This is a genomic window from Ensifer sp. ENS08 (assembly GCF_014852195.1).
GTDB classification, from domain to species: Bacteria; Pseudomonadota; Alphaproteobacteria; order Rhizobiales; family Rhizobiaceae; genus Ensifer; species Ensifer adhaerens.
The window spans coordinates 697,781-721,761 of record NZ_JACVBF010000002.1; the positions used below are offsets into that span (position 1 = coordinate 697,781).

Here is a 23,981-nt window from a genome sequence, read left to right on the forward strand (position 1 = left end):
TGTCGGCGAAGATCTGCGAATCGACCTGATTCTCTAAATAAGTAGTATTATACTTTAGGTTTTACTCGTCCGGGTCGCGTTCCGATCGGTTGCCCCAAATATGGCGATTCTCGGCATTTTCGGATCCAATTGTAACAGACTGAATTTTCTATATGTTTTTCTGCAGATGAGAAAACCTCGGGTTGGCGAGGCCGTGCCGATCTCTCCGTTTCGTCTGGTTTTGTAATAAGTAATACGATATTATATTATTTCGTATAACAATCTTGGATAGTGTCTGGTTGGCCGCTACAAGCATTGGGGGCCCTACTCACTCCTTGACGCCACAGGAGGACGAAATGGGAACGGTCATGCAATTTCCGGGGATGCGCAGCGATATGGCTGTGCATGCCGCCGAAGTTTCTAAAATCCTCAGGACACTTGCCAACCGCAACAGGTTGCTGATCGTGAGCGCGCTGCTCGAAGGCGAGCATTCTGTCGCGGCGCTCGAGGAAATGCTGGGCATTCGCCAGCCCACGCTTTCACAGCAATTGACGGTGTTGCGGGATGCCGGCATTGTCGCGACCCGTCGGCAGGCCAAGCAGGTTTTCTATCGGCTCAGCCACGACAAGGTGGCGCGCCTCGTCGGCTCGCTCTATCAGATCTTCTGTCGAGATGGTTCAAAAGCATGAATGAATACGGGAATGCGCTGGTAGGCGGGCTGTTGATTGGCCTGTCGGCGGCGATCCTGATGGTGGCCACTGGCCGGGTGGCCGGCATCAGTGGCATCGCAGGGCGCCTGCTGCAGGGCGTACAGGCTTCGTCGGGCGCATTGTTCGTACTGGGGCTGATTGCCGGACCGGTGTTGTACCGCCTCATTTTCGATGCCTGGCCGTCGGTGACTGTGACGGCCTCCTGGCCGCTTCTCGTGGTTGGGGGCCTGCTGGTGGGCTTCGGCTCGCGCATGGGCTCGGGCTGCACCAGCGGTCATGGCGTTGTCGGGCTTGCAAGGCTGTCGCGCCGATCGATCGCCGCGGTCGCCACCTTCATGGGAGCGGCGATCGTCACGGTCTTCGTTGCGGGTTTCTTCGGATGAACAGCGCCTTGCTCCGCCTTGCCGCGACGCTCGTCTCCGGCGTCGTATTCGGGTTCGGTCTTTCGCTGTCGGGAATGCTCGATCCGGCCCGCGTGCGGGCTTTTCTTGACATAACCGGCAACTGGAACCCAAGCCTTGCCTTCGTGCTCGGCGGCGCTGTCTTCGTTTCGGCGCTCGGAGTTCTGGTGACGCGCCGGTTGAAACATCCGCTGTTCGACGGGAGCTTTCATCTGCCCAACAATCAGGTCATCGACCGGCGACTGATCGTCGGCTCGGCGATCTTCGGCGTCGGCTGGGGGCTGGTCGGGCTTTGCCCGGGCCCGGCGCTCGCCTCGCTGTCGCTTGGCTTGCCGGCAACCACCCTCTTCGTGGTGGCAATGCTGGCCGGGATGCTGATCCATGACCGGCTGGTTGACCGCAAGCTCCCGAGGCAGACATCGGCCGGAGCGGGCGCCGATACGGGACTGTCTCAGCCGCGTTGACGCACAGTCATCTTGTTTTTTCATTCCAGCCGGCTGCAAATCGGAATGAATTGTCCCATATAGGGCGGGACCTCAAGACTCTGCCCCTCCTTCCGGATCAGTTTTCATGGCGCCAATCGTTTCCGTTTCCAATCTGTCGAAGACTTATGCCTCCGGCTTCAAGGCGCTGAAGGGCGTCAGCCTCGATATCGAGGAAGGCGAGATCCTGGCGTTGCTCGGGCCGAACGGCGCCGGCAAGACGACGCTGATCTCGATCATCTGCGGTATCGTCAATCCGAGCGGCGGAACGGTGATGGTCGGGGGGCACGACGTGGTGCGCGATTTCCGCGAGACCCGCGCGATGATCGGGCTCGTGCCGCAGGAGCTGACCACCGACGCTTTCGAAACCGTCTGGAACACGGTCACCTTCTCCCGCGGGCTGCACGGCAAGAAGCCGAACCCCGCCCATATCGAAAAGGTGCTGAAGGACCTGTCGCTCTGGGACAAGAAGGACAACATGCTGCGCGAGCTTTCGGGCGGCATGAAGCGGCGCGTGCTGATCGCCAAGGCGCTGTCGCATGAGCCGCGGGTCCTCTTCCTCGACGAGCCGACGGCCGGCGTCGACGTCAACCTGCGCAAGAGCATGTGGGACGTGGTCGAGCGGCTGCGCGCCTCGGGCGTGACGATCATCCTGACGACACACTACATCGAAGAGGCGGAAGAAATCGCCGACCGCATCGGCGTCATCAACGGCGGCGAGATCCTGCTGGTCGAGGACAAGGCGGCGCTGATGTCGAAGCTCGGGCGCAAGCAGTTGCGCGTCGATCTCGCCCATCCGCTGGATGGCGTGCCTGACGTGCTCTCGGGTTACAACCTGACGCTCGAAGGCGACGGCCATTGTCTGATCTACGATTATGACACCAGCGCCGAGCGGACCGGGATCACCACCTTGCTCGCCGCCTTGGCCGAAGCCGGCATCAGGCTCAAGGACATTTCCACGCGACAGAGCTCGCTGGAAGACATTTTCGTCGAAATCGTGGGGGCAGGGCGATGAACATCGAAGCGATCAAATCGATTTATTTCTTCGAGATGGCCCGCACACGCCGCACACTTCTGCAGAGCGTGGTGTCGCCCGTTATCTCCACGTCGCTCTATTTCATCGTCTTCGGCGCGGCGATCGGCGGCCGCATCCAGGAGATCGACGGCGTTTCCTATGGCGCCTTCATCACGCCCGGCCTGATGATGCTGACGCTTCTGACTCAGTGCATCGGCAACGGGTCCTTCGGCATCTATTTCCCGAAATTCACCGGCACGATCTACGAGGTGCTTTCCTCGCCGGTCTCGATGGTGGAGATCGTGCTCGGCTATGTCGGCGCCGCGGCGACCAAGGGGATGATGATCGGCACGATCATTCTCCTGACGGCATCGCTCTTCGTCGATCTGACGATCGCTCATCCCTTCGTCATGGTCTTCTTCTTCGTGCTGACGGCGATTTCCTTCAGCCTGTTCGGCTTCATCATCGGCATCTGGGCCAAGGATTTCGAGCAACTGAACCTGATCCCCATGCTGGTGATCCCGCCGCTCGTCTTCCTCGGCGGCAGCTTCTATTCGGTGAAGATGCTGCCGCCCTTCTGGCAGGCCGTCAGCCATTTCAACCCGGTGCTGTACCTCATCAGCGGTTTCCGCTGGAGCTTCTTCGAGGTGTCGGACGTCAACCCGATCTTCAGCGCGGTGATCATCATTGCCTTCCTGACTGTCTGCATGTCGGTGCTCGCCTGGATCTTCCGCACCGGCTACCGCCTGCGTAACTGACTTCCATCGGTCGTCAGGGTACTAGCGCCGGCACGGCTCCGCTGGCATAGGCGATGATCGTGCTGGCGACGGCCATCGCGAGCAGCGCCTGAAGAATCGTGACCACGACGTGGAGGAGCGACCGCACGGCGGAGAGCCCGAGGTCGGCCATGAACCAGCGCGTTTCGGCAACGATGTACCAGACGATCGAAGCGACCACGAAGGCGGCGCCGACGGTGGTGAAGGCGTTGTGCCCGGCCAAGAGCAATTGGCCACCGAGGCTGATGGCAAAAGCGAAGGGTGCCGTGACGTAGCACTGGCTGAAGAAGGGCGGACGCAGCGTCTCGCGTGTCAGCTTGGCACCCTTGTTGCGCAAGAGCTTCACGGCCATCAGCAGAGGCAGAATACTGAAGGCGACAGCCCGAAACATCAGCAGGTTGGAGTCGGAGGCAAGCAGCGACGTCGGCGCCCAGGGAACTGCGCGGCTGACGAGGCCGAGCTCCAGCCCATGCGCCAAGAGCAGCGTGATCAGCAGAAAAAGCGGCGGGCTCAGCGCATCCGAGTACTGCTCCGGCAGGTCGTCGCCGAGCTCGACGTCGGCATAGCGCATCATCGCCTGCGGGTGGCGCAGCGTGCGCCACAGGGTGAGCGGATAAAACAGCAGCCAGCAGACGAGCTCATAGAGCAGTTCCTCGATCGACTTCAGCAGTCGCATGAAATCCATGCCGTGCTCCCCTTGCTTCTATGCGTGGCACGACCGCGCGCCGGGGCCGATGCCGGTCAGTCGCGCAGACGCAGCTCGTCGGTACGCATCTGCAGCATCTCCAGCGTCGACAGGAAGCTCATGCCGAGCAGGCTCTGATCGAGCTTGCCCTTGGCTGCGACCGTTGCGCCGATGTTGCGGCGGGTGATCGGGCCGATCGAGATCTCCTGAAGCATCACGGGGGCTGCCTGGGCCCGGCCATTGGCTGTCATGACCGTGACGATAAAGTTGAGGTTGGCCGGGTCGAGGCCGATCTTTTCCGCATCTTCATAGGTGAGCGCGATGTTGCTGGCGCCGGTATCGACCAGCATGCTGATGTCCTTGCCGTCGACCGTCGCAGTGGTCTCGAAATGACCGTTCAGCATCTTCTGCAGCACCACTTCCTGCTGTCCCTCGCTGTCGGTGATGATGGTGGCGCGGCCGGGGATGAGGCCGGCGAGCAGGCGGTTGCCGAAGCCCTCCAACTCGAAACGGTAGACATAGGCCGAGACCAGCGCCAGAACGACGAAGAGCCAGATGGCGATCTGACGCAGGCCTTCGCCGAAGCGGTGGCGGCTCTGCAGGATGCCGGCGCCGATCAGCGTGGCGATGGCGCCGAGCGAGACCAGTTGCCCGAACTGGTCATTGGCAAGCCCCATGGTGCGGCCGGTGTCGTGGTTGATGATCAGCAGGATGAGGCCAATGGCCAGGATCGAGAGCAGGATGGCAAGACGGGTCATGCTTCGCCGCGTTCCCTCGCCATGCGCGTGCGTCGGGTTTCGCGCCGCGGCTTGCGTTCGACGGTCTCAAGCCGCGCAGGCAACGCGCTCATGATCGCGCGGCGTTCGGCATCGGTATAGAGCGTCCAGCGTCCGACTTCGTCGCGGGTACGGCCGCAGCCGAAACAGTAGCCGGTCTTGTCATCGATCGAACAGACGAGAATGCAGGGAGATTCCATGGGCGTGCTCAGTTTTCCCTTGATATATCGATGTTTCAAACCGTCAGCGCAAGGGCACCGAGCACGGCGATTTCGGTCAGTTGCTGCGTCGCCCCGATCGTGTCGCCCGTTTGTCCGCCGATCTTGCGCATCGCCAGCCGAGCGAAGCCCTTGACCGTGGCAAGGAATGCGACGAGCGCCGCGATGACGCCGAGCGCCGGGACCTGCGCGAGATAGAAGAGCAGCATTGCGACAAGAAGTCCGAAGGCAATCGCGAAGCGCGTGGCCGCCGGTTCCGGCTCGCCAGCCGAGGCCGCGACGCCGCCGCTGCGCGCCGGCGGAAGCGACGACCAGTGCCAGACCATGGCGGCGCGGCTGAGGCACGCTGCGCCAAGGATCGCCATGGCGGCGCCCAGCGGCGAAAAGAGCGGCAGGATCGAGGCGAGCGCCGAGACGCGCAGGCCGAAGGAGAGGATGAGGGCGACGGCCGCATAGGTGCCGATGCGGCTGTCCTTCATGATCGCAAGCGCCGTTTCGCGGTCGCGACCGCCGCCAAAGCCATCGGCCGTGTCGCAAAGCCCGTCTTCGTGCAACGCGCCGGTGACAAGCGCCTGGATGGCGACGACGACAAAGGCGACAAAGAGCGAGCTCACCTGCAGCGCCATGAGGGCCATGGCGACGGCCGCCGATGGCAGTGCGATCGCCAGGCCGGCGAACGGGAAGGCGCGCACGGCACGGCTCAAGCGCCCGTCATAACCTTCGAAATGGCGCGCAGGCATCGGGATGCGGCTGAGAAAGCCGATCGACCGCGCCACATCGTCACAGAAATCGCCAACGAAGCCCATGGCTCCTCCAAGGTTGCGGCCATTGACCCGGCCGCTGCCAAACTCGCCGACTGCGGCGAGTCTCGCAAGCCGGTCGGGCGCACCCGCGAGGGCCGCGCACACTTTTCCCAGACCTTTCATAGGCCGTCTGCGACCGTTCGCGGATCGAGACGGCGACGCCGATTGGCGCAAATGTCGTTGCCCGAATTTTCGGCGCCCTCTATGAGGGGCGTAGATAGAGCTTCACGATGATGCAAGGATTCCTCCCATGAGTGCTAGCGGCCTGCCGTTTGATGATTTTCGCGAATTGTTGCGCAACCTGCCGGGCCCGGATGCGGCAGCCCTTGTTGCCGCGCGGGAGCGGGACGCCCAGCTGACGAAGCCGCCGGGCGCGCTCGGCCGCCTCGAGGAAATCGCCTTCTGGCTCGCCGCCTGGACGGGCAAGGCGCCGGTGGTCAACCGGCCGCTGGTGGCGATCTTTGCCGGCAACCACGGCGTCACCCGCCAGGGCGTGACCCCGTTCCCGTCATCCGTCACCGCACAGATGGTCGAGAATTTTGCCGCCGGTGGCGCTGCGATCAACCAGATCTGCGTCAGCCACGACCTCGGGCTGAAGGTCTTCGACCTCGCACTCGAATACCCGACCGGTGATATCACCGAGGAAGCCGCGCTGTCCGAGCGCGATTGCGCCGCGACCATGGCCTTTGGCATGGAGGCGATTGCTGGCGGCACGGATCTTCTGTGCATCGGCGAAATGGGCATCGGCAACACCACGATCGCGGCCGCGATCAATCTCGGCCTTTATGGTGGCACGGCCGAAGAATGGGTCGGTCCGGGTACCGGCTCCGAAGGCGAGGTGCTGAAGCGCAAGATCGCCGCGGTCGAAAAGGCCGTGGCGTTGCATCGCGATCACCTGTCCGATCCGCTCGAACTGATGCGTCGCCTCGGCGGTCGTGAGATCGCGGCCATGGCTGGCGCCATCCTGGCCGCCCGCGTCCAGAAGGTACCTGTCATCATTGACGGCTACGTGGCGACCGCTGCGGCTTCGATCCTGAAGGCGGCCAACCCGTCGGCCCTCGACCATTGCCTGATCGGCCATGTTTCGGGCGAACCGGGGCATCTGCGCGCGATCGAGAAGCTCGGCAAGACGCCGCTGCTGGCACTCGGCATGCGGCTTGGCGAAGGCACGGGCGCGGCCCTTGCCGCCGGTATCGTCAAGGCGGCGGCCGCTTGCCACAGCGGCATGGCGACCTTTGCCCAGGCCGGCGTCAGCAACAAGGAATAGTGAAGTTCCGGCCGGGCTTTGCAGGAAGGCCGGCCGGGTTCTGTCCAAGGCCTGTCACGGGCGCGAAGCTGTCGCGTGCCGGGCCTTGATGGATGCGTCCTTCTCGCCTATCCAAAGCGCAAATGCGCGCCCTAGCTATAGTCTTGGGTGCCTGCAACCGAGACCGCCTTGCATTCGCCTCAATCACGATGTCGAAGCAAGCACAGTTTCAAGCCCTGTCGAGACGAAATGGACGCCAAGAACACCACGCACCGCATTGGACAGACGGGTCCTGTCGAGAAGCAGACCGGCATTCGGCATCTCTTTGCCGCTGCGAGCTATTCGCTCGGCGGCGCCAAGCGGCTGATCGGCGAGGCTGCCTTTCGCCACGAGCTGATCGCCTTTGCCGCCGCGATGATCGCTTTCATCATCGTCGGCGCAACCTTCTTCCAATATGTGGCGATGGCGATCCTGTTCCTGCTGATGATGGCCTTCGAGGCGATCAACACGGCAATCGAGGAAATTGTCGATCGCGTTTCTCCCGAAATCTCGGAAATGGGTAAGAACGCCAAGGATCTCGGCTCCTTCGCCTGCCTCTGCCTGATTGTCGCCAACGGTGTCTATGCCGCCTATGTCGTGATCTTCGACGGCTTCATGAACTGACCGGCTAACGGGCCGGCGCCTTCACCCGATAAAGCACATGCGGACGCAGCGGGTTGCCCCCGGGTACCGTGACGTCGTCGAAATCATCGGCCGGATCCGAGCGCATGCCCAATCTTTCCATCAGCGCCCGCGAAGGCTGGTTGATGCGCGAGGTATAGCCGATAACCTCGGCAAGGCCGAGTGTGCGCCATGCATGGTCCAGGCAGGCGCTCGCCGCTTCCAGCGCGTATCCTTGCCGCCAGTAGGGGCGGGCAAGGATCCAGCCGATTTCGACCTGCGGTCCGCCGGGGATTTCGTCTCCAGCCTCAGAAAGGCCGAGACCGCCGATCAGCGCGCCATCGGATTTGCGTTCAACGGCGAGGAAGCCGAAGCCGCGGTCGGCGAGATGGCGGGCGCAGTCGGCAATCATCGTTGCCGTTTCGTCGCGCGTCAGAATGGCCGGATAATAGTAGCGCCGGACTTCAGGATCGGCATTGGCAAGCGCGAAAGGCGCGATATCGCGTTCTTCCCAGGGCCGAAGCCTCAGGCGCTGCGTTTCGATGTGCATGGATCAGGCGAAGCTCTTGCGGCGGCGAACCGGGGCTGCGACATCCTCGATCGCCGGCAGGCTTTCGAGCACGCGGCGCGCCGGCAGGATGGCGATCGCCTCTGTACCTTCGCGCAGCTTCGAGCGCAGGATGAATTCGCCATTGTGCTTGGCGAGGATGGCCTGGACGATCGGCAGGCCGAGACCCGTGCCCTGTTCGGCGCTCTTGATGGCAATCGAGCCCTGGCCGAAGGCCGAGAGCACGATCGGGATTTCTTCCTCGGGAATGCCGGGGCCGTTGTCCTTGATCGAGAGATACTGGCCGCCGCCCGCGGTCCAACCGACCTTGAAGGTGACTTCGCCGCCGGTATTGGTGAACTTCACGGCATTCGACAGCAGATTGAGAATGACCTGGCGCATCGACTTTTCGTCGATCCAGACCGAGGGCATGCCGTGTTCGAACTGCTGGTGGATGGTGATGTTCTTGGCGCGCGCCTTCAGTTGCACCATGCCGATGCAATCCTCGGCGATATCGACCAGGCTGACCGAATCCTCGTTGAGGTCGTAGCGGCCGGCCTCGATGCGCGACAGGTCGAGGATCTCGTTGATGAGGTTCAGCAGGTGCTCGCCAGAGCGGTGGATGTCGTTGGTGTATTCCTTGTAGGTCGGGTTGCTGAGCGGGCCCAGAACCTCTGTCGACATCACCTCGGAGAAGCCGAGAATGGCGTTCAGCGGCGTGCGCAGCTCGTGCGACATGGATGCGAGGAAGCGCGACTTGGCGAGGTTTGCTTCTTCGGCACGCCGGCGGGCTTCGTCGGACATCGACTTTGCAACTTCAAGTTCCGCGATCAGGTCGTCCTTTTCCGATTGAACGGAGAGGATGTGCACGCTTGCGCGGTTCATGCGGTCCGTCATCAGCACCAGAAAGAGCAGCGACAGCGAGATGACGCCGGTGAGCCCCATATAGATCACGTCGCCGGTCGTGAGCGATGCAAAGGCGAGGGCTGCCACGACCGGGGCGAAAGTGTAAAGGAGCGCATTGCGCAGCAGGAACGTGCCCATAGCGGTCGCAGCAAGCGCGACCAGCAGCACCGTGCCCTCGAAGAAGCCGAAGCGCACGTTGCCGCAGCTCGCGCAATCCTGTGCGACGAAGGTCGCCCAGCAGAGGCCCATCAGCACCTGGCCGAGCAGGAAGCGGCGGCGCCAGACCGGAACCTTCTCGGCGCTGATGTCTTCCCGGCGTGCCTTGCGCGCAAAGAAGAGCGTGACGGCATGGGCCGAGAGCGTCATGACCGCCCAGAGGACGAAACCGAAATTGCCGGAGAGATAGATGCCGACCGCCGCAATCAGCGTAACAAGCACCGGAATGGCGATCGCGCCATGCAGAGCACTGTCGATGTAGAGATTGAGCATCTCGCGCTCGAAGCCCGAGGGCACCGACGAGCCTGTCTGCAGCCGCTCGCGCGTCGCGCGGACCGTCCTCGAAACGGCCTTGTTTCGATGGCTACGCGATTTGTCGACGATAATCTTATCGGTCGATGTGCTGGCAGCGATACTCATGCTCATATGCGACGGTTGCGATTGCGTTGCAGTCTAGTGAGCAATCCTTAAGAAGTTGCTGCGGTGCGTGAAGGATTCGACAACCATTGTGGCGCAGCCGTGTTCAGGTCGTGATGGATCGCGCTGCATGTGAGGTTCCTTCTCTAATCTTTTGGAATCGACCATGTTTATGACGCGCTGGTCTGCGAGGCAGTCCCGCGGCAATCGAGGTTAGGGCAGGCGTGAAATTCGGACGGACGACATATCGGTTTCCCAAGGGCCGCGGCAGGTCCCGCGGTCATGCGCCGTCCGGCGGACGTGGCGGCATGGCCGGCGGATGGATCATTCTCATCCTCTTGGCGATCGGCGCGTTTGTCGCCGACAGGCTGCCCGTCGGAGAGCGATCTGCGACCGGTTCGGCACGGGGCGCGGCGATCGCGAGCGACGGCGACAGCCTGCGGATCGACGGTAAACGCGTCCGCATCGAGGGCATCGACGCGCCGGAGCTCGACCAGACCTGCAAGCGCGACGGCGTCGCCTGGGACTGCGGCCGCGAGGCGCGCGACAGATTGCGGGCGCTCGTCTCGGCGGGTGATGTGCGCTGTCGGTTTCACGGCCGCGACAAATACGGCCGCGAGCTCGGTGTTTGCGATGCGGCCAACCGCGATGTCGGGCGCGAGATGGTGCTTTCGGGCTATGCGGTGAGCTACGGGCGCTATGAGGCTGAGGAGGCAAGGGCAGAACGGGAGCAGCACGGGCTCTGGGCCGGCGAATTCGTGAAACCGCAGGAGTGGCGCCGGACGAACGGTCATCCCGACGAGGGGCCGCACCTCATCGATGGCTGGCTTGCGGCGATCCGCAGCTGGCTGCTCGAACGCCTGACCGCACTTTTTTCCGGTATCGCCGATGCCTGACGACCGCATTGCTCAACTCGATCGGTTGCGGGCGGAAATTTCGGCCTGTCGCATCTGTCGCGACAGCCCGCTGCGCGGCGAGGCCGACCGGCTGCCGCACGAGCCGCGGCCTGTGGCGGTGATCTCCACTGCGGCGCGCATCCTGATCGCCGGGCAGGCGCCCGGACTGCGCGTGCATGACAGCGGTCTGCCGTTCAACGATGCGTCCGGCGATCGGCTGCGGCAATGGCTGGCTGTCGATCGCGAGAGCTTCTACGATCCGGAGAAATTCGCGATCGTGCCGATGGGTTTTTGCTTTCCGGGCTATGACGCCCATGGCAGCGACTTGCCTCCGCGGCGCGAATGCGCGCCGCTCTGGCGCCACCGGGTGATGGAGCAGATGCCGCAGGTGGAGCTGGTGCTGGCAATCGGCCACTATGCGCAACGCTGGCATATCGGCCCGGACTGTCCGAAATCGATGACCGAGACGGTGAGGAACTGGCGGCGCTACGCGATGCGCAACGCCGTGCCGGCGATCCTGCCGTTGCCGCATCCGAGCTGGCGCAACACCGGCTGGCTGAAGCGAAATCCCTGGTTCGAAACGGACGTGCTGCCCTTCTTGCGTGAACGTGTTTTCGTTCTCACGAACTGAAACAATTTTCTTTATCTTCATCAATTTCGCGCTATAGAGGGAAAAATAATTCGAGAGGGACTTTTATGGATCGCCTAGACCGCAAAATCCTGCGCCTGCTGCAGGAGGATTCCACGCTGGCCGTTGCCGACCTCGCCAAGAAGGTCGGGCTTTCGACCACGCCGTGCTGGCGGCGTATCCAGAAGATGGAAGAGGACGGCGTCATCCGCCGCCGCGTCGCGCTGCTCGATCCGGTGAAGATCAACACCAAGGTCACGGTCTTCGTGTCGATCCGTACGAACTCCCATTCGATGGAGTGGTTGCGCCGCTTCTCCGAGGTCGTGTCCGAATTTCCGGAAGTCGTCGAGTTCTACCGCATGAGTGGCGACGTGGACTATCTGCTGCGTGTCGTCGTGCCTGACATCGCCGCTTATGACGCCTTCTACAAGCGCATGATCGCCAAGATCGAGATCCGCGACGTTTCCTCCGTCTTCGCCATGGAGCAGATCAAGTATACGACCGAGCTGCCGCTCGACTACATGATGATCGACCAGGCGAAGTCCAGCGAGGACTGACCTCAGCTAGCAGACTCAGGGGAGGCCAAGCCTTGCCAGGATCTTGTCGTTCGACAGTTCGCGAACCGCGTCCTTGCCCGTCCAGCGGGCGGCGCGGTTCGAGCTTTCCGCCAGTCGCTTCGCAAGCGCAAGGGCCGGGCCGTGGCAGGCGGCGTTGCGCTTGCCGATCTGCCGGAGCGCCCAGTTGACCGCTTTCTTCACGAAGTTACGCTCGTCGCCGGAATGCTGCTCGATCAACGGCAGCCAGGCGAGAAGCGCTGCGTCCGGTTCTTTCTTCAGGTGAACCGCTGCCATCGCCATCATCGCAAAGGCGATGCGGCGGACGAATTCCCGTTCGTCGGCTGAAAATTCCGGAATCAGTTCGCGCTCGAAGCGCGCGGCAATAAAAAGGTCGGCGACGGTATCGACCACTTCCCAGGAATTGCAATCTTCCGCCCAAAGGCGCGCCTCGTCGAGCGTCAGTACTTTCGGATCGGCGGTGAAGGCGGCCAGGATCCGCGCCTCGCGAATGCCGGATTGCCAGAGCGCCAGCGCCCGGCGGTGATCGGTCTTCACCAGCCGGGTGATCTTGTGCAGCTCGACGTTGGAAAGCCCGATGGCAGTGTCGGTGACGATACCGAAACGCGCCATGCCGGCGAGATTGTCTTCAGAGCCGAGAGACCGCAGGTGAGCGATGATCTCGCCCGCGGTCGAGGACGGGCTAAGGCTCACTTTTCGAGGCGGGCGAGCAGCGAGGACGTATCCCAACGGTTGCCGCCCATTTCCTGCACATCGCCGTAGAACTGGTCGACCAGCGCGGTCACCGGCAGCTTGGCGCCGTTGCGGCGGGCTTCGGCGAGCACGATGTCGAGGTCCTTGCGCATCCAGTCGACGGCGAAGCCGAAGTCGTACTTGCCGGCATTCATCGTCTTGTGACGGTTTTCCATCTGCCAGGATCCGGCTGCCCCCTTGGAGATGACGTCGACGACCTTCTCGATGTCGAGACCCGCCTTCTTGCCGAAGTGGATGCCTTCGGCGAGCCCCTGGACGAGGCCGGCAATGCAGATCTGGTTGATCATCTTGGTGATCTGGCCGGCACCGGCCGGACCCATCAGGCCGACCATGCGGGCAAAGGCTTCGATGATCGGCTTGGCGCGATCGAAGGCGGCTTCGTCGCCGCCGCACATCACCGTCAGAACGCCGTTTTCGGCGCCTGCCTGGCCGCCGGAGACCGGGGCATCGACGAAGTGGGCATTGCGGGCCTTGGCCGCTTCGTAGAGTTCGCGGGCGACCTCAGCGGAGGCTGTGGTGTTGTCGATGAAGACGGCGTTGGCCTTCAGCTTTTCGAAGGCGCCGTCCTTGGCCGTCGTTACAGAGCGCAGGTCGTCGTCGTTGCCGACGCAGCAGAAGACGAAATCGGCGCCATCGGCCGCCTCTGCCGGGGTGCGCGCCGCGCGACCACCGAACTCGGCCGCCCACTTTTCGGCCTTGGCGAAGGTGCGGTTATAGACCGTCAGCTCGTGACCGCCGCGGACCTTGAGGTGACCGGCCATGGGGTAGCCCATGACGCCGAGACCGATGAATGCAACCTTTGCCATTTTCCGAATACTCCCATTGCTTTCGCCTTGGTGTAGCCGATGGCGCGGGTGCGGAAAAGAGAGAAGGGAGCATCGTGCGATGCTCCCTTCTCATGATGCTGTCATGGCCCGATCAGGGCTTGAAGCGCGCGACCACCAGATGTCCGGCGATCGGCTCACCTTCTTCCAGGCGCACCGTGATGTCGCCGACCTCGACGATCTCGAAGCCGGTGGCGGCGAGACGGTCGCGCAGGTAGCTCTCGGCATGGGCAAAGCGCTGGTGCGGGCCGACCATGAAATTGCGGCCGGCGAAGGTCTCTGCGGGCAGGGTTTCGCTGGAGAAGATTAGCAGGCCGCCCGGGACGAGGTTGTCGACCGCGCCGAAAAACAGCGCTTCGAGCGCGCCCATATAGGGAAGCACGTCGGTGGCGACGATCAGGTCGAAGGGCTCGTCGTCGTTGTCGTCGAGAAAGTCGACCGCCTCTGCAACGTAAAGCGTCTCGTAGAGGTCTTTTTCGTGGGCGATCTCGACCATGTTCTCGGAGAGGTCGACGCCGGTGATGTCTTCGGCCATGTCGCGGAGCGCGCCGCCGGTCAGGCCCGTGCCACAGCCGAGATCCAGCACGCGGTCGAAGGGCCCGAGTTCAAGCGCCTGCAGGCGTTGGCGGACGAGGAGCGGCACGCAGTAGCCGAGCTGGTCGACGAGCACGTTGTCGAAGACTTCGGCATGCTGGTCGAAGAGCGTGGCGACATAGGCATCGGGCGCCTTCACCGGCGTTTCGCCGCGTCCCATCGAAGCCAGTCGCACGGCAGCGCCGCCGTGGTCTTCCGGATCGAGCGCCAGCACTTCGGCATAGGCTTGCGCCGCGGCATCGAACTTGCCGGACTTTTCCAGGGAGAGGGCGCGGTTATAGGCCTCGGCCAGCGCTTCCTCGTCGATTTTCGTGCTTTTCTGGGTCATGGGCGCTTCTTACGTCCGCAGCCGGTTTTTGGCAATCGCCGTCGGCGAAAGGTTTGCGGGCGTGGATCTGGCGTTTTGGCGGTCAGTGGCAGGATTTCCTTGGCCTTCCGGACGAAAAACGTCGCCATGCGGCGCCATCGGGATTTATCGGCGACAGGAAAGGAGTCATCATCGCAAGCATAAGAAAAGACGGGAGGAATGCCGATGTCCGCCGAGCTTGGGCCGCTGATCTTGAGCGCCGAAACGAAGGAGCCGAAAGGCCCGCCCTTGCCGCAGACGTCGCAGGAGCAGATCAACGCGGTGGTACACTATTATCGCGGCGAAATGGGGCGCATGGCCGGCTGGCGCGACCGCATCGACCGGACCTCCAACTGGGCAATCACCGTCGTTGCGGCGCTGCTCTCGGTCTCGCTGTCGACACCGTCGTCGCATCATGGCGTGCTGCTCTTCGCCATGCTGCTGATTACGCTCTTGCTCCTGATCGAAGCCCGGCGCTATCGCTTCTTCGACGTCTATCGCGCCCGGGTACGGCAATTGGAGCGCGGCTACTTCGCCCAGATCCTGGCGCCCGATGGCACGCCGAACCTCAATTGGGCGGCGTCGATCGCCAAGAGCCTGCGCAAGCCCGCTTTCCTGATGAGCTACCGCGAGGCGCTTTGCCGCCGGCTGCAGCGCAATTATTGCTGGATGTATCTGATCCTGCTGCTCGCGTGGGCGCTGAAGATTTCCTCGCCGAAGATCTCCACCAATGGCGAGCCCTTCGGCCACGTGCGCTCCTGGATGGACGTCGCCCAGAATGCGGCCCTCGGTCCCTTGCCCGGCTGGCCGGTGATTGTTGGTGTCATCGTGTTTTACGGGCTGGTGCTCTACGGCTCGCTGCACAAGGAGCCGCGCGAAGGCGAACTCGCGCATGGGGAGGTGCATGTCTGAGGGCGCCGGGCGTCACGCCTCGCCGATCCAGGGTCCCTGGTGACAGAGAGCGGTCGCCGTCGGCGGCTCTCAGTGCAGAATGAGCTCGCCCTTCAGTGCGCGCCATTCGGTGGCCGAGATCAGCTTGCGGTGCACGTAGCGCACCGAATGCAGCGGCCCGTCCAGTTTCTCTTCCCAGAATTTCAGGAAGCTGCGCATTTCGGGGAAGTCCGGCGCAATGTCGTAGTGCTGCCAGATATAGGTTTGCAGGAAGGCCGGATGGTCGGGCAGGTGGTAGAGGATCTGCGCCGTCGTCAGTCCGTAGCCCTTGAGCTGAAGTTCCATCTCGTTCGTCATGTGGACCTCACTTCTCGCAAAGGTTGGTCCCTATGATGAAACGCCTGATTTGTTAATCAAGGGCTAATATTTGTCCCGAAGTGAAACTTTCTCGTGAAATAACAAAAGCTTGGCAGCCTCTCTTAGGGAGTGCTGCCAAGCTTTGTTCGAAACCGACGTAGAAAGCCTATCGCTTCAGATGGCGGGTCAGCCGCGCTTCCAGCAGGCTCCAGATGTTGCGCAGGATCTCGACCATGATGAGGTAGAGAATGGCTGCCCAGATATACATCTGGAAGTCGAAGGTACGCGAGAAGGCATAGCGGGTTTCGCCCATGAGATCGAAGACGGTGACGATCGCGATGATCGCCGAGCCCTTGATCATCAGGATGATCTCGTTGCCGTAGGGGCGCAGCGCCACGATCATTGCCTGCGGCAGGATGATCTTCCAGAAGGCGACGCGCTGGGGAAGGCCAAGCGCGTCAGCGCCTTCGCGCTGGCCGCGCGGCACGCTCTCGATCGCGCCGCGCAGGATTTCCGCCTGGTAGGCCGCAGTGTTGAGCGTGAAAGCGAAGATCGCGCAGTTCCACGCGTCGCGGAAGAACCACCACAGGCCGACCGCTTCCAGCTGCGGGCGAAAGCTGCCGAGGCCGTAGTAGATGAGGAAGAGCTGTGCCAGCAGCGGCGTGCCGCGGAAGAAGTAGACGTATCCGTAGGCGAACCACGACAGGACCTTGTTCTTCGACATGCGGGCAAAGGCGATCGGCAGCGACAGGATGGCGCCCATGACGATCGAAAGGCCGACCAGCATCAACGTGACGCCGAGGCCGTTGATGAAGCGCGGGCCGTATTTGGCAAACTTGTCCGGATCCCAGCCGCCGACCACGGTCAGGAAGATACCGACGCCGAGTGCCAGCCAGATGCCGAGCGCAACGCTGCCGACGAAGCGGGTGAGCGTGTAGGGCTTCGGCGGAACCGGCGGCGGCGCCTGCGGCGGGATCATCGTTGCAACGACACTCATCGGCCCATCTCCGCACGTTTGGTTCGCCGTTCAATGTAGGAGAAGACGATCGAGGAAATCATCGCGAGGATCAGGAAGAGCACGCAGGCAACACCGTAGAATTCGAAGGCCTGCTTGGTCACGCGGGCGGCAATGCCGGTCTGGCGCAGGATGTCGGTCAGGCCGACGACCGAGACGAGGGCGGTGTCCTTGAGCAGCGCCATCCAGAGATTGCCGAGACCGGGCAGGGCGATGCGCACGAGCTGCGGCAGGATGATGAGGCGCATGGTGCGGCCGCGATGCAAGCCAAGGGCGTCACCGGCTTCGTATTGTCCATGCGGGATGGCCTTGAAAGCCGACAGCAGCACCTCCGAGCAATAGGCGGAGAAGACGACGCCGAGTGCGATCATGCCGGCGAAGAAGGCATTGATCTCGACCGGACCGTCGTAGCCGAGCGATGCCAGCAGTTGTTGAACGAGGATCTGCAAGCCGTAATAGACGATGAAGAGCGTCAGCAGTTCGGGCAGGCCGCGGAAGATCGTCGTGTAAATGTTCGACGCGAGCCGAACCGTGCGCTCTTCGGACTGCTTGCCCAGCGCGATGAAGAAGCCGATCAACAGGCCGACGGGCAGCGTTGCGATGGCAAGGCTCGCGGTAATGACGAAGCCGTGGGCGATATCGTCGCCCCATCCGGTGTCACCGCAGGCGAGAAGCGTGCCAGGTGCGAGCCAGGTAAAGACCCCGACCGGGCCGCAGAATGGATCGACGATCGATCCGATCCAGGAGAGGATGGAATAGAAGCCGGCAAACAACCCGCTCATGTCAGAGATTTCCCCTTTTGCGCTGTTTTTATGCGTATCGATCGCGCTTTGTTTTAGGCACTTGTCAAACAAAAACGGCGGAAGGGCAAGCCATCCGCCGTTGCAATTTTCGCATCAACCGACGTTTTTCCGGCATGATTCACTAGGAAATCGCACCGGAAACCGTCAATCAGCTGCCATAAACGTCGAATGGGAAGTACTTTTCGTTGATTTCCTTGTACTTGCCGTTGGCGCGGATCGCTTCGATCGCCTTGTTGAACTTCTCGCGCAGCGCATCGTCGCCCTTGCGGACCGCGATACCGGCGCCGTCGCCGTTGATAACGGGGTCGATCGGCAGGGTGCCGAGCAGCTTGCAGCAGGCGCCGTCAGCGGTCTTCAGCCATTCCGAGAGCACGACGACGTCGTCGATGACTGCGTCGATACGGCCGTTGGCGATGTCGAGCTTGTACTCATCAGCCGTCGGATAGAGCTTGATTTCGGCACCCTTCATATGCGCTTCGGCATAGTTGGAATGGGTGGTCGAGCCTTGCGCGCCGAGCGCCTTGCCCTGAAGGGCGGCTGCGGTTGCCTCGGTGATCGGCGAATCCTTCGGCACGACGATTGCCGGCGGGGTGTTGTAGTACTTGTTGGTGAAGTCGACCTTTTCCTTGCGCTCGGCGGTGATCGACATGGACGCGATGATGGCGTCGAACTTCTTGGCGATGAGCGCCGGAATGATGCCGTCCCAGTCCTGCGTCACGAAAGTGCACTCGGCCTTCATTTCCACGCACAGCGCCTTGGCGATGTCGATGTCGAAGCCCGTCAGCGTGCCGTCCGCTTCCAGGTTGTTGAAGGGCGGGTAGGCGCCTTCCGTGCCGATCACGACCTTTTCGCCGTCGGCCATGGCCGAGCCTGCCATGAGCACGAAAACGGCAGCCGATGCGGCGGCTGCCAGCCGCTTGGAAATACGCATGATAGTCCTCTCTGTTGGTCGACATCCGGCATTGTTGTTTTTCGCGGATGCCAATTTCAGCCGGGGCGTCTGCCGCCGGTTGTGGCGATATTCGTACTCTTTTCCACTAAAAATCAACAGGAAAGCGAAGGCGCTCAACGGGAATCAAGTTTCGACCGATGATTGTGGTTTTCCGCGCGGGAGAAACATGAACGGGGCGTTCAGCGGCGGTTAATCTTGCCTCCGCTAGCCCTTGTCAAGGAACCGGTTCGCGGTTTGGGCGTTGCGTTGGACCGCGCGTCTCGTGGCCAACACAAAAAAGCCGAAACCTTGGGTCAAGGCCCCGTAAGTATTCGTGTTCGCATTCTCTTCTTCAGCGTGTCACAGGTTGACGAGAGGATGCGGGCCAGGACCTCCCAGGAAGAGGAAGGAAGACAAAATGTCGATTCGATCCAAGCTGTTCGCGACCGTCGCGCTGCCGGTGCTGTCGGTGTCCGTGGCGGTTCCGCCCGCGGTGGCCGACAGCCTGATGAAGCCATTCGAGGTTGCACAGGAGGGCGGTGGCCAATCCGACGAGGAACTGCTGCTGCAGAAGCAGCGCCAGGCGGAAGAAGAAGCCGCGCGCCAGGCTGCCGAACAGCAGCGCGCCGCTGAAGAAGAAGCCGCACGCCAGGCCGCCGAGCAGCAGCGTGCTGCTGAAGAAGAGGCTGCCCGTCAGGCCGCCGAGCAGCAGCGTGCCGCTGAAGAAGAGGCAGCGCGCCAGGCCGCCGAGCAGCAGAAGGCCGCTGAGGAAGAAGCTGCGCGCCAGGCTGCCGAACAGCAGAAGGCTGCTGAAGAAGAAGCCGCACGTCAGGCTGCCGAGCAGCAGAAGGCTGCTGAGGAAGAGGCTGCCCGCAAGGCTGCTGAAGAGCAGAAGGCGGCCGAAGAGCAGAAGGCTGCAGAGGAACAGAAGGCCGCCGACGAGCAGAAGGCCGCTGACGAACAGAAGGCTGCCGAAGAGCAGAAGGCCGCTGAAGAGCAGAAGGCCGCTGAAGAGCAGAAGGCCGCCGACGAGCAGAAGGCCGCTGAAGAGCAGAAGGCCGCTGACGAACAGAAGGCTGCTGACGAACAGAAGGCCGCTGACGAGCAGAAGGCTGCTGACGAGCAGAAGGCTGCCGAAGAGCAGAAGGCTGCCGAAGAGCAGAAGGCTGCCGAAGAGCCGAAGGCTGGTGGCGAAACCGCTCCCGCCGTCGAGCCGCAGCCGCAGACTGGCGAGGGCCAGCCTGTGCCTGGCGCGGAACAACCGCAGACCGGCGAAGGCCAGCCGGTGCCTGGTGCAGAACAGCCGCAGACGGGCGAGGGACAGCCGGTGCCTGGTGCAGAACAGCCGCAGACGGGCGAGGGACAGCCGGTGCCTGGTGCCGAACAGCCGCAGACGGGCGAGGGACAGCCAGTCCCGGGTACCGAGCAGCCGCAGACCGGCGAAGGTCAGCCCGTGCCCGGCACGGAGCAGCCGGTAACAGCCGAGCAGCCGCAGGTGCAGCAGCCGGCTCCGGAAGTGGTCGACACCCGCACCGAAGAAGAGAAGGTGAAGATCGCCGATGATCCGGCCGCGACCGACGAAACCGTCGTGCTGCCGGTCGAAAACGGTGCTGCCGTGCTCGACAGCGACAAGGACGCCGACAATGCCGGCGGCAACCAGGCGCGCGAAGAGCGCCAGAAGCTGCGTGAAGAACTGCGCGCCAAGGAAGAGGACGCCCCGCCACCCGCCGACGATGCCGCAGCGCAGGCTGCGATCGCTGCCGAGATGCCGGCCGACCTACCGCAGAAGATCGAAGCGAACCTCAACGAAAAGGGGACGCGCGTCGATGAGGCTCCGGTCTTCGTGGTTCCGGAGACGACCAACATCGTCAACAACACTGTTATCAACAACACGGTGATCAACAACAACACGACGGTCAACAACATCACCAACAACATCACCGAGGTAAAGATCGTCGAGCAGGTCGACAACCGGGTGATCCTCGGTGTCGGCGACCAGATCTTCGTGCGTGGCGACGACCGTCCGCGCCTGCGTTACGATGCGGAAGAGACTTACTATGATCAGCTTCCGCGTGGTCGTACCCGCGAAACCATCGTGCGTCCGGGCGGCTACCGGATCGTCACCGTCTACAACCGTTACGGCGACATCCTGCAGCGCTCGCGTGTCGACCGCGACGGCAACGAATACCTGATGATCTATGCGCCCGAGCGTGACGAGGGTCCGCGTCCGGCGATCATCGACGTCGGCTACGAACTGCCGCCGATGCGCCTGCGCATTCCGGTTCGTGACTACATCGCCGACGTTTCCGACGATCCGGATCGCGACTACTACGAGTTCCTGGCCGAGCCGCCGGTCGAGCGTGTCGAGCGCGTCTACACCATGGACGAAGTCCGCCACTCCGCCCGCCTGCGCGACAAGGTGCGCCGCGTCGACCTCGACACGATCACCTTCCCGACGGGCAGCGCCGAAGTGTCGATGTCGCAGGCCAAGACCATGCGCAAGGTCGCAGCCGCGATGGAGAAGATCCTCGCCAAGGACCCGGGTGAAACCTTCTTCATCGAAGGCCACACCGATGCCGTTGGCTCGGACCGCTCAAACCTGGTGCTCTCCGACAAGCGCGCCGAATCGGTTGCCTCGCTGCTGACCGAGGTCTACGGCATTCCGCCGGAAAACCTGGCGACCCAGGGCTATGGCGAGCGCTTCCTGAAGGTTCGCACCCAGGACGCCGAGCAGCAGAACCGTCGCGTCACCATTCGCCGTGTGACCCCGCTGGTTCGCCCGGTCGCACAGCGCTAACAGGGCTTCGCGCAGCGCTAACAAGGCGCGCGCAGCGCCAAAATGATTGGCGCTGTGCGGATCAAGCTTCGGGCAGGACTGCCCGGATAAGAGCAGGAAACCCGCCTCGTAAAAGGCGGGTTTCCGTCGTTTGACATTCCTTCCCAGATTTTTCTTCCTCGGATTGCCATGAAAGCCTTCGTTCTCGCGCTTGTTGCCGCCACCACGCTGGCCCATTCGGCCATCGCCGCGCCCGGGCTCGTCGAGCCGGATCTGCGTCTGCCCGCCAATCCCGAGGGAAAGGGCGGAGCGCCGCGGGTGGCGCTGACGCTTGACGCCTGCAGCGGCACCACCGACATGCGCATCCTCGGCACACTGATCGAAAACCGCATCCCCGCGACGATCTTCGTCACCGCGCGCTGGCTGAAGCGCAACGGCCTCGTCGTCGAGGTGATGAAAGCGCATCCGGATTTGTTCGAGATCGAGGACCACGGCGCCATGCACGTGCCGCCGATCGACGTGAAGATTTCCGTCTATGGCATCGCGGCAGCCGGCTCCGAGGCGGCAGTCGCCGCCGAAGTCGGTGGCGGTGCTGTCGCTATCAAGGCCCATGGCCTGCCGGCGCCGAAGTGGTTTCGCGGCGCGACGGCCAAATACACCCATTCGTCGATGAGCCAGATCCGCGCCATGGGCTACCGCATAGCCGGCTACTCGGTGAACGGCGACGGTGGCTCGCTGCTGGGTGCGGCGATGGCGGAGAAGCGCATTCGCGCCGCCAAGGACGGCGACGTCATCATCGCCCATATCAACCAACCGACCCATTCCGCCGGCGCCGGCGTTGCCCGCGGCATCCTCGACCTCAAGGCGAAGGGCTACAGCTTCGTGCGACTGAACGACATTCCGGACGAAATGACCGTCGGCGCGACGAACTGACCGCCAGCAACGGCTGATTCTGGAAAATATCCGCACGCCGAGGCCGTTGGCGTAAGCCGCAAGTGTGGGCCGTGAATGCGGCGCGCCCTCCGCGGCGGTTCATGTCTCGTCGACCACGAGGCCGCTGCTCGACGCAAAGTAGCGGCCCGTCGAAATCCGTTTTCCGTTGCCGGTTCCTCCCCCTAGGCTTCTCTCCCTATGCGACTGGTTCTGGAGGGGTGGATGAAACGTGTCGTCTTCGGGCTCGTTATCGCACTGCTCGTGGAGGCTTCCTTGCCTACGCGTGCCTATGGCGCAGGCACGGCTCTGCCACCATTCGAGCAGGTGCTGGAGCGCGCCGAGGCCGGTGACGTTGAGGCCGAGGTCGATCTCGGCATGCGCTATCAGACCGGCGAAGGTGTTGCCCACGATGTCATGAAAGCCATCGGCTGGTACGGGAGGGCTGCAGCGAAGGGCAACGCGAAAGCCCAGTTCCTGCTCGGCTCGATCTACTTCAACGGTGCCGAAGGTGTGAAGCAGAACTATGTCGAGGCGCTACGCTGGTTTCGGCTTTCAGCCGATCAGAAGACGCCGGCCGCCCAGTACAATATCGGCGTTCACTACGAACAGGGATTGGGTGTCGCCAAGGATGACGCGCAGGCCATCGCCTACTACCGGCTGGCAGCGGAGCAGGGCTATGCCGCGGCCCAATACAATCTCGGCTACATGCTTCAGGAGGGGCGCGGAACGGCGCGCGATCCGGCCGCGGCCTTCGAATGGTATCGGAAGGCTGCGGACCAGGGGCTGGTTGCGGCCATGCACAATCTTGCCGTCGCCTATTTGCGGGGCAACGGTACGCTGAGGAATGACGCGGAGGCCTATCGCTGGGAGTCGCGCGCCGCGATCGGCGGGGAACCCCGCGCCCAGTACAATCTCGGCGTTATGTATGAGAGAGGCACCGGTGTCGAACGCAGCGTTCCCGAGGCGCTCAACTGGTATGTGCGAGCAGCCGAGCAGGGAAACATCGAAGGGCAGGTGAATGCCGGCAGGCTCTATTTCAACAGCGAGGCGGGGCGGGTCGATACCAAGGAGGGTGATCGCTGGCTGCGGCTTGCTGCGAATGCCGGAAACGGGCAGGCACAGAATCTCCTCTGCACGATCTACGCGCGCGCCTTCGGCGTCGGGCGTGACGATCGGGAGGCGGTGAAGTGGTGCCGCATGGCGGCGGACCGGGGCATGGTCTCGGCGCAGGTGGATCTGGCAATCTTCTACATGCTGGGTCGCGGGGTCGAGAAGGACGAGGCTCAGGCATTCGAGTTGTTCCTGAAGGCGGCAGAACAGGGAAACCCGCAAGCGCAGATGAATGTCGGCGCCATGTACCTGACGGGTGCCGGCGTCGATGAAAACTACGCCGAGGCGCACCGCTGGTTCCTGATGCTTGCCGATCGCGGAGATCCCAAAGGGCAATTCAACCTGGCGGTCATGTATGCGAATGGCCAAGGTATCGAGAAGAACGCGAAGGAGGCGGCGCGGCTCTACAAGCTTTCGGCTGACCAGGGTTATGCCTTGGCGCAGTTCAATCTCGCCATCGCCTATCTCAATGGCATCGGCGTGGAGATTGACGCTCCGGCTGCCGTCAGGTGGTTCCGCAAGGCGGCGGAGCAAGGAAATGCCGACGCCCAATTCTTTCTCGGTATCGCCTATGCGAGAGGCGATGGGGTGGAGCAGGATCTTTCAGCCGCGGCCGAGTGGTATGCCAAGGCGGCCGCGCAAGGGATGCAGAAAGCGCAGGAGTTGCTGGCGAAGCTGCCTGAAGAGTATCGCCGTGCCTCACAGCGTTGAG

General features: G+C 62.8%; 27 protein-coding genes. 14 read left to right on the forward strand and 13 right to left on the reverse strand.

What is annotated here, in order from left to right; all coding sequences use genetic code 11:
- Positions 1-335 precede the first annotated feature (335 nt).
- From IB272_RS09045 to IB272_RS09065, 5 genes are all read left to right on the forward strand, one after another.
- The gene (locus IB272_RS09045) at positions 336-668 is read left to right on the forward strand and encodes a metalloregulator ArsR/SmtB family transcription factor (RefSeq protein WP_034795232.1); all 333 of its coding nucleotides are present in this window, start codon (positions 336-338) and stop codon (positions 666-668) included.
- A complete protein-coding gene (locus tag IB272_RS09050; protein WP_089044156.1) occupies positions 665-1,072 on the forward strand; it encodes a YeeE/YedE thiosulfate transporter family protein in 408 nt (135 codons plus the stop codon). The genes IB272_RS09045 and IB272_RS09050 overlap by 4 nt, the downstream gene beginning before the upstream one ends.
- On the forward strand, positions 1,069-1,554 hold the full coding sequence (locus IB272_RS09055; RefSeq protein ID WP_060600895.1) for a YeeE/YedE family protein: 486 nt from the start codon (positions 1,069-1,071) through the stop codon (positions 1,552-1,554). The genes IB272_RS09050 and IB272_RS09055 overlap by 4 nt, the downstream gene beginning before the upstream one ends.
- A gap of 106 nt (positions 1,555-1,660) precedes the next feature.
- Positions 1,661-2,587: an ABC transporter ATP-binding protein gene (locus IB272_RS09060; protein ID WP_034795212.1), complete on the forward strand. Its 927-nt coding sequence runs from the start codon at positions 1,661-1,663 to the stop codon at positions 2,585-2,587.
- Positions 2,584-3,345: an ABC transporter permease gene (locus IB272_RS09065; protein WP_034795209.1), complete on the forward strand. Its 762-nt coding sequence runs from the start codon at positions 2,584-2,586 to the stop codon at positions 3,343-3,345. The genes IB272_RS09060 and IB272_RS09065 overlap by 4 nt, the downstream gene beginning before the upstream one ends.
- Before the next feature lie 13 nt (positions 3,346-3,358).
- Here IB272_RS09065 and IB272_RS09070 read toward each other — a convergent pair whose 3' ends face one another.
- Genes IB272_RS09070 through IB272_RS09085 form a run of 4 tightly spaced genes read right to left on the reverse strand, consistent with a single transcriptional unit; the run spans position 3,359 to position 5,848 of the window.
- A complete protein-coding gene (locus IB272_RS09070; protein WP_034795206.1) occupies positions 3,359-4,048 on the reverse strand; it encodes a hypothetical protein in 690 nt (229 codons plus the stop codon).
- A 56-nt stretch (positions 4,049-4,104) separates the two neighbouring features.
- Positions 4,105-4,806, reverse strand: a complete 702-nt coding sequence (locus IB272_RS09075) for a TIGR02281 family clan AA aspartic protease (RefSeq protein WP_034795190.1) — start codon at positions 4,804-4,806, stop codon at positions 4,105-4,107.
- Positions 4,803-5,024, reverse strand: a complete 222-nt coding sequence (locus tag IB272_RS09080) for a DUF1289 domain-containing protein (RefSeq protein ID WP_034795186.1) — start codon at positions 5,022-5,024, stop codon at positions 4,803-4,805. Before IB272_RS09080 ends, IB272_RS09075 begins: the two co-directional genes overlap by 4 nt.
- Positions 5,025-5,059: 35 nt before the next feature.
- Entirely contained in the window at positions 5,060-5,848 is a 789-nt protein-coding gene (locus tag IB272_RS09085) for an adenosylcobinamide-GDP ribazoletransferase (protein WP_192444327.1), read from the reverse strand.
- Positions 5,849-6,095: 247 nt separating this feature from the next.
- On the opposite strand from IB272_RS09085, the gene cobT reads away from it, so the two are divergent.
- Together cobT and IB272_RS09095 are read left to right on the forward strand one after the other, a co-directional pair.
- The gene (gene cobT, locus IB272_RS09090; RefSeq protein WP_034795180.1) at positions 6,096-7,112 is read left to right on the forward strand and encodes a nicotinate-nucleotide--dimethylbenzimidazole phosphoribosyltransferase; all 1,017 of its coding nucleotides are present in this window, start codon (positions 6,096-6,098) and stop codon (positions 7,110-7,112) included.
- Positions 7,113-7,340: 228 nt separating this feature from the next.
- Positions 7,341-7,754 (forward strand): diacylglycerol kinase, encoded by a 414-nt coding sequence (locus tag IB272_RS09095; protein ID WP_034795175.1) that lies wholly within the window; start codon positions 7,341-7,343, stop codon positions 7,752-7,754.
- A 4-nt stretch (positions 7,755-7,758) separates the two neighbouring features.
- Here the strand turns inward: IB272_RS09095 and IB272_RS09100 are convergent, their stop codons facing one another.
- Positions 7,759-8,301 (reverse strand): GNAT family N-acetyltransferase, encoded by a 543-nt coding sequence (locus tag IB272_RS09100; protein WP_112976787.1) that lies wholly within the window; start codon positions 8,299-8,301, stop codon positions 7,759-7,761.
- Between the two features lie 3 nt (positions 8,302-8,304).
- Positions 8,305-9,840, reverse strand: a complete 1,536-nt coding sequence (locus IB272_RS09105; protein WP_192444328.1) for a HAMP domain-containing sensor histidine kinase — start codon at positions 9,838-9,840, stop codon at positions 8,305-8,307.
- A gap of 305 nt (positions 9,841-10,145) precedes the next feature.
- On the opposite strand from IB272_RS09105, the gene IB272_RS09110 reads away from it, so the two are divergent.
- From IB272_RS09110 to IB272_RS09120, 3 genes are all read left to right on the forward strand, one after another.
- On the forward strand, positions 10,146-10,733 hold the full coding sequence (locus IB272_RS09110) for a thermonuclease family protein (protein ID WP_192444329.1): 588 nt from the start codon (positions 10,146-10,148) through the stop codon (positions 10,731-10,733).
- Positions 10,726-11,364 carry a uracil-DNA glycosylase family protein gene (locus IB272_RS09115; protein WP_192444330.1) on the forward strand — a complete coding sequence of 213 codons (639 nt, stop codon included), beginning with the start codon at positions 10,726-10,728 and terminating at the stop codon, positions 11,362-11,364. Before IB272_RS09110 ends, IB272_RS09115 begins: the two co-directional genes overlap by 8 nt.
- A 65-nt stretch (positions 11,365-11,429) precedes the next feature.
- Positions 11,430-11,918 (forward strand): Lrp/AsnC family transcriptional regulator, encoded by a 489-nt coding sequence (locus tag IB272_RS09120; protein WP_034795162.1) that lies wholly within the window; start codon positions 11,430-11,432, stop codon positions 11,916-11,918.
- Between the two features lie 15 nt (positions 11,919-11,933).
- On the opposite strand, the gene IB272_RS09125 is transcribed toward IB272_RS09120, so the two are convergent.
- From IB272_RS09125 to IB272_RS09135, 3 genes are all read right to left on the reverse strand, one after another.
- Positions 11,934-12,629: a DNA alkylation repair protein gene (locus IB272_RS09125; protein ID WP_192444331.1), complete on the reverse strand. Its 696-nt coding sequence runs from the start codon at positions 12,627-12,629 to the stop codon at positions 11,934-11,936.
- Positions 12,626-13,495 carry an NAD(P)-dependent oxidoreductase gene (locus tag IB272_RS09130; RefSeq protein WP_112984323.1) on the reverse strand — a complete coding sequence of 290 codons (870 nt, stop codon included), beginning with the start codon at positions 13,493-13,495 and terminating at the stop codon, positions 12,626-12,628. The genes IB272_RS09125 and IB272_RS09130 overlap by 4 nt, the downstream gene beginning before the upstream one ends.
- Before the next feature lie 112 nt (positions 13,496-13,607).
- Positions 13,608-14,435, reverse strand: coding sequence for a class I SAM-dependent methyltransferase (locus IB272_RS09135; RefSeq protein ID WP_034795154.1), 828 nt, complete (start codon positions 14,433-14,435; stop codon positions 13,608-13,610).
- A gap of 204 nt (positions 14,436-14,639) precedes the next feature.
- Here IB272_RS09135 and IB272_RS09140 point away from each other — a divergent pair, with 204 nt between their 5' ends.
- On the forward strand, positions 14,640-15,365 hold the full coding sequence (locus IB272_RS09140) for a DUF2270 domain-containing protein (RefSeq protein WP_034795151.1): 726 nt from the start codon (positions 14,640-14,642) through the stop codon (positions 15,363-15,365).
- 69 nt (positions 15,366-15,434) lie between these two features.
- Here the strand turns inward: IB272_RS09140 and IB272_RS09145 are convergent, their stop codons facing one another.
- The 4 genes from IB272_RS09145 to IB272_RS09160 form a co-directional block, all read right to left on the reverse strand.
- On the reverse strand, positions 15,435-15,701 hold the full coding sequence (locus IB272_RS09145; RefSeq protein ID WP_034795148.1) for an usg protein: 267 nt from the start codon (positions 15,699-15,701) through the stop codon (positions 15,435-15,437).
- A 166-nt stretch (positions 15,702-15,867) separates the two neighbouring features.
- Positions 15,868-16,698 (reverse strand): ABC transporter permease, encoded by an 831-nt coding sequence (locus IB272_RS09150; protein ID WP_192444332.1) that lies wholly within the window; start codon positions 16,696-16,698, stop codon positions 15,868-15,870.
- Positions 16,695-17,498 (reverse strand): ABC transporter permease, encoded by an 804-nt coding sequence (locus tag IB272_RS09155; protein ID WP_034795142.1) that lies wholly within the window; start codon positions 17,496-17,498, stop codon positions 16,695-16,697. Before IB272_RS09155 ends, IB272_RS09150 begins: the two co-directional genes overlap by 4 nt.
- 169 nt (positions 17,499-17,667) lie before the next feature.
- Complete coding sequence (locus IB272_RS09160; protein WP_034795139.1) at positions 17,668-18,450, reverse strand: ABC transporter substrate-binding protein; 783 nt, start codon at positions 18,448-18,450, stop codon at positions 17,668-17,670.
- Positions 18,451-18,868: 418 nt separating this feature from the next.
- On the opposite strand from IB272_RS09160, the gene IB272_RS09165 reads away from it, so the two are divergent.
- From IB272_RS09165 to IB272_RS09175, 3 genes are all read left to right on the forward strand, one after another.
- A complete protein-coding gene (locus tag IB272_RS09165) occupies positions 18,869-21,247 on the forward strand; it encodes an OmpA family protein (protein WP_192444333.1) in 2,379 nt (792 codons plus the stop codon).
- Positions 21,248-21,415: 168 nt separating this feature from the next.
- Positions 21,416-22,159 (forward strand): polysaccharide deacetylase family protein, encoded by a 744-nt coding sequence (locus IB272_RS09170; protein WP_192444334.1) that lies wholly within the window; start codon positions 21,416-21,418, stop codon positions 22,157-22,159.
- Between the two features lie 222 nt (positions 22,160-22,381).
- Positions 22,382-23,980: a tetratricopeptide repeat protein gene (locus IB272_RS09175; protein WP_192444335.1), complete on the forward strand. Its 1,599-nt coding sequence runs from the start codon at positions 22,382-22,384 to the stop codon at positions 23,978-23,980.
- Position 23,981: the final 1 nt, after the last annotated feature.

Excerpts from the sequence above, each read along its gene's own strand:
- IB272_RS09075 (WP_034795190.1), bottom strand. The coding sequence starts at position 4,806 with ATGACCCGTCTTGCCATCCTGCTCTCGATCCTGGCCATTGGCCTCATC.
- IB272_RS09070 (WP_034795206.1), bottom strand. The coding sequence starts at position 4,048 with ATGGATTTCATGCGACTGCTGAAGTCGATCGAGGAACTGCTCTATGAG.
- IB272_RS09105 (WP_192444328.1), bottom strand. The coding sequence starts at position 9,840 with ATGAGTATCGCTGCCAGCACATCGACCGATAAGATTATCGTCGACAAA.
- IB272_RS09045 (WP_034795232.1), top strand. The coding sequence starts at position 336 with ATGGGAACGGTCATGCAATTTCCGGGGATGCGCAGCGATATGGCTGTG.
- IB272_RS09060 (WP_034795212.1), top strand. The coding sequence starts at position 1,661 with ATGGCGCCAATCGTTTCCGTTTCCAATCTGTCGAAGACTTATGCCTCC.
- IB272_RS09130 (WP_112984323.1), bottom strand. The coding sequence starts at position 13,495 with ATGGCAAAGGTTGCATTCATCGGTCTCGGCGTCATGGGCTACCCCATG.
- IB272_RS09165 (WP_192444333.1), top strand. The coding sequence starts at position 18,869 with ATGTCGATTCGATCCAAGCTGTTCGCGACCGTCGCGCTGCCGGTGCTG.
- IB272_RS09170 (WP_192444334.1), top strand. The coding sequence starts at position 21,416 with ATGAAAGCCTTCGTTCTCGCGCTTGTTGCCGCCACCACGCTGGCCCAT.
- IB272_RS09135 (WP_034795154.1), bottom strand. The coding sequence starts at position 14,435 with ATGACCCAGAAAAGCACGAAAATCGACGAGGAAGCGCTGGCCGAGGCC.
- IB272_RS09160 (WP_034795139.1), bottom strand. The coding sequence starts at position 18,450 with ATGCGTATTTCCAAGCGGCTGGCAGCCGCCGCATCGGCTGCCGTTTTC.
- IB272_RS09115 (WP_192444330.1), top strand. The coding sequence starts at position 10,726 with ATGCCTGACGACCGCATTGCTCAACTCGATCGGTTGCGGGCGGAAATT.
- IB272_RS09150 (WP_192444332.1), bottom strand. The coding sequence starts at position 16,698 with ATGAGTGTCGTTGCAACGATGATCCCGCCGCAGGCGCCGCCGCCGGTT.
- IB272_RS09175 (WP_192444335.1), top strand. The coding sequence starts at position 22,382 with ATGAAACGTGTCGTCTTCGGGCTCGTTATCGCACTGCTCGTGGAGGCT.
- cobT (WP_034795180.1), top strand. The coding sequence starts at position 6,096 with ATGAGTGCTAGCGGCCTGCCGTTTGATGATTTTCGCGAATTGTTGCGC.
- IB272_RS09095 (WP_034795175.1), top strand. The coding sequence starts at position 7,341 with ATGGACGCCAAGAACACCACGCACCGCATTGGACAGACGGGTCCTGTC.
- IB272_RS09120 (WP_034795162.1), top strand. The coding sequence starts at position 11,430 with ATGGATCGCCTAGACCGCAAAATCCTGCGCCTGCTGCAGGAGGATTCC.
- IB272_RS09145 (WP_034795148.1), bottom strand. The coding sequence starts at position 15,701 with ATGACGAACGAGATGGAACTTCAGCTCAAGGGCTACGGACTGACGACG.
- IB272_RS09100 (WP_112976787.1), bottom strand. The coding sequence starts at position 8,301 with ATGCACATCGAAACGCAGCGCCTGAGGCTTCGGCCCTGGGAAGAACGC.
- IB272_RS09140 (WP_034795151.1), top strand. The coding sequence starts at position 14,640 with ATGTCCGCCGAGCTTGGGCCGCTGATCTTGAGCGCCGAAACGAAGGAG.
- IB272_RS09085 (WP_192444327.1), bottom strand. The coding sequence starts at position 5,848 with ATGGGCTTCGTTGGCGATTTCTGTGACGATGTGGCGCGGTCGATCGGC.
- IB272_RS09050 (WP_089044156.1), top strand. The coding sequence starts at position 665 with ATGAATGAATACGGGAATGCGCTGGTAGGCGGGCTGTTGATTGGCCTG.
- IB272_RS09155 (WP_034795142.1), bottom strand. The coding sequence starts at position 17,498 with ATGAGCGGGTTGTTTGCCGGCTTCTATTCCATCCTCTCCTGGATCGGA.
- IB272_RS09065 (WP_034795209.1), top strand. The coding sequence starts at position 2,584 with ATGAACATCGAAGCGATCAAATCGATTTATTTCTTCGAGATGGCCCGC.
- IB272_RS09080 (WP_034795186.1), bottom strand. The coding sequence starts at position 5,024 with ATGGAATCTCCCTGCATTCTCGTCTGTTCGATCGATGACAAGACCGGC.
- IB272_RS09110 (WP_192444329.1), top strand. The coding sequence starts at position 10,146 with ATGGCCGGCGGATGGATCATTCTCATCCTCTTGGCGATCGGCGCGTTT.
- IB272_RS09055 (WP_060600895.1), top strand. The coding sequence starts at position 1,069 with ATGAACAGCGCCTTGCTCCGCCTTGCCGCGACGCTCGTCTCCGGCGTC.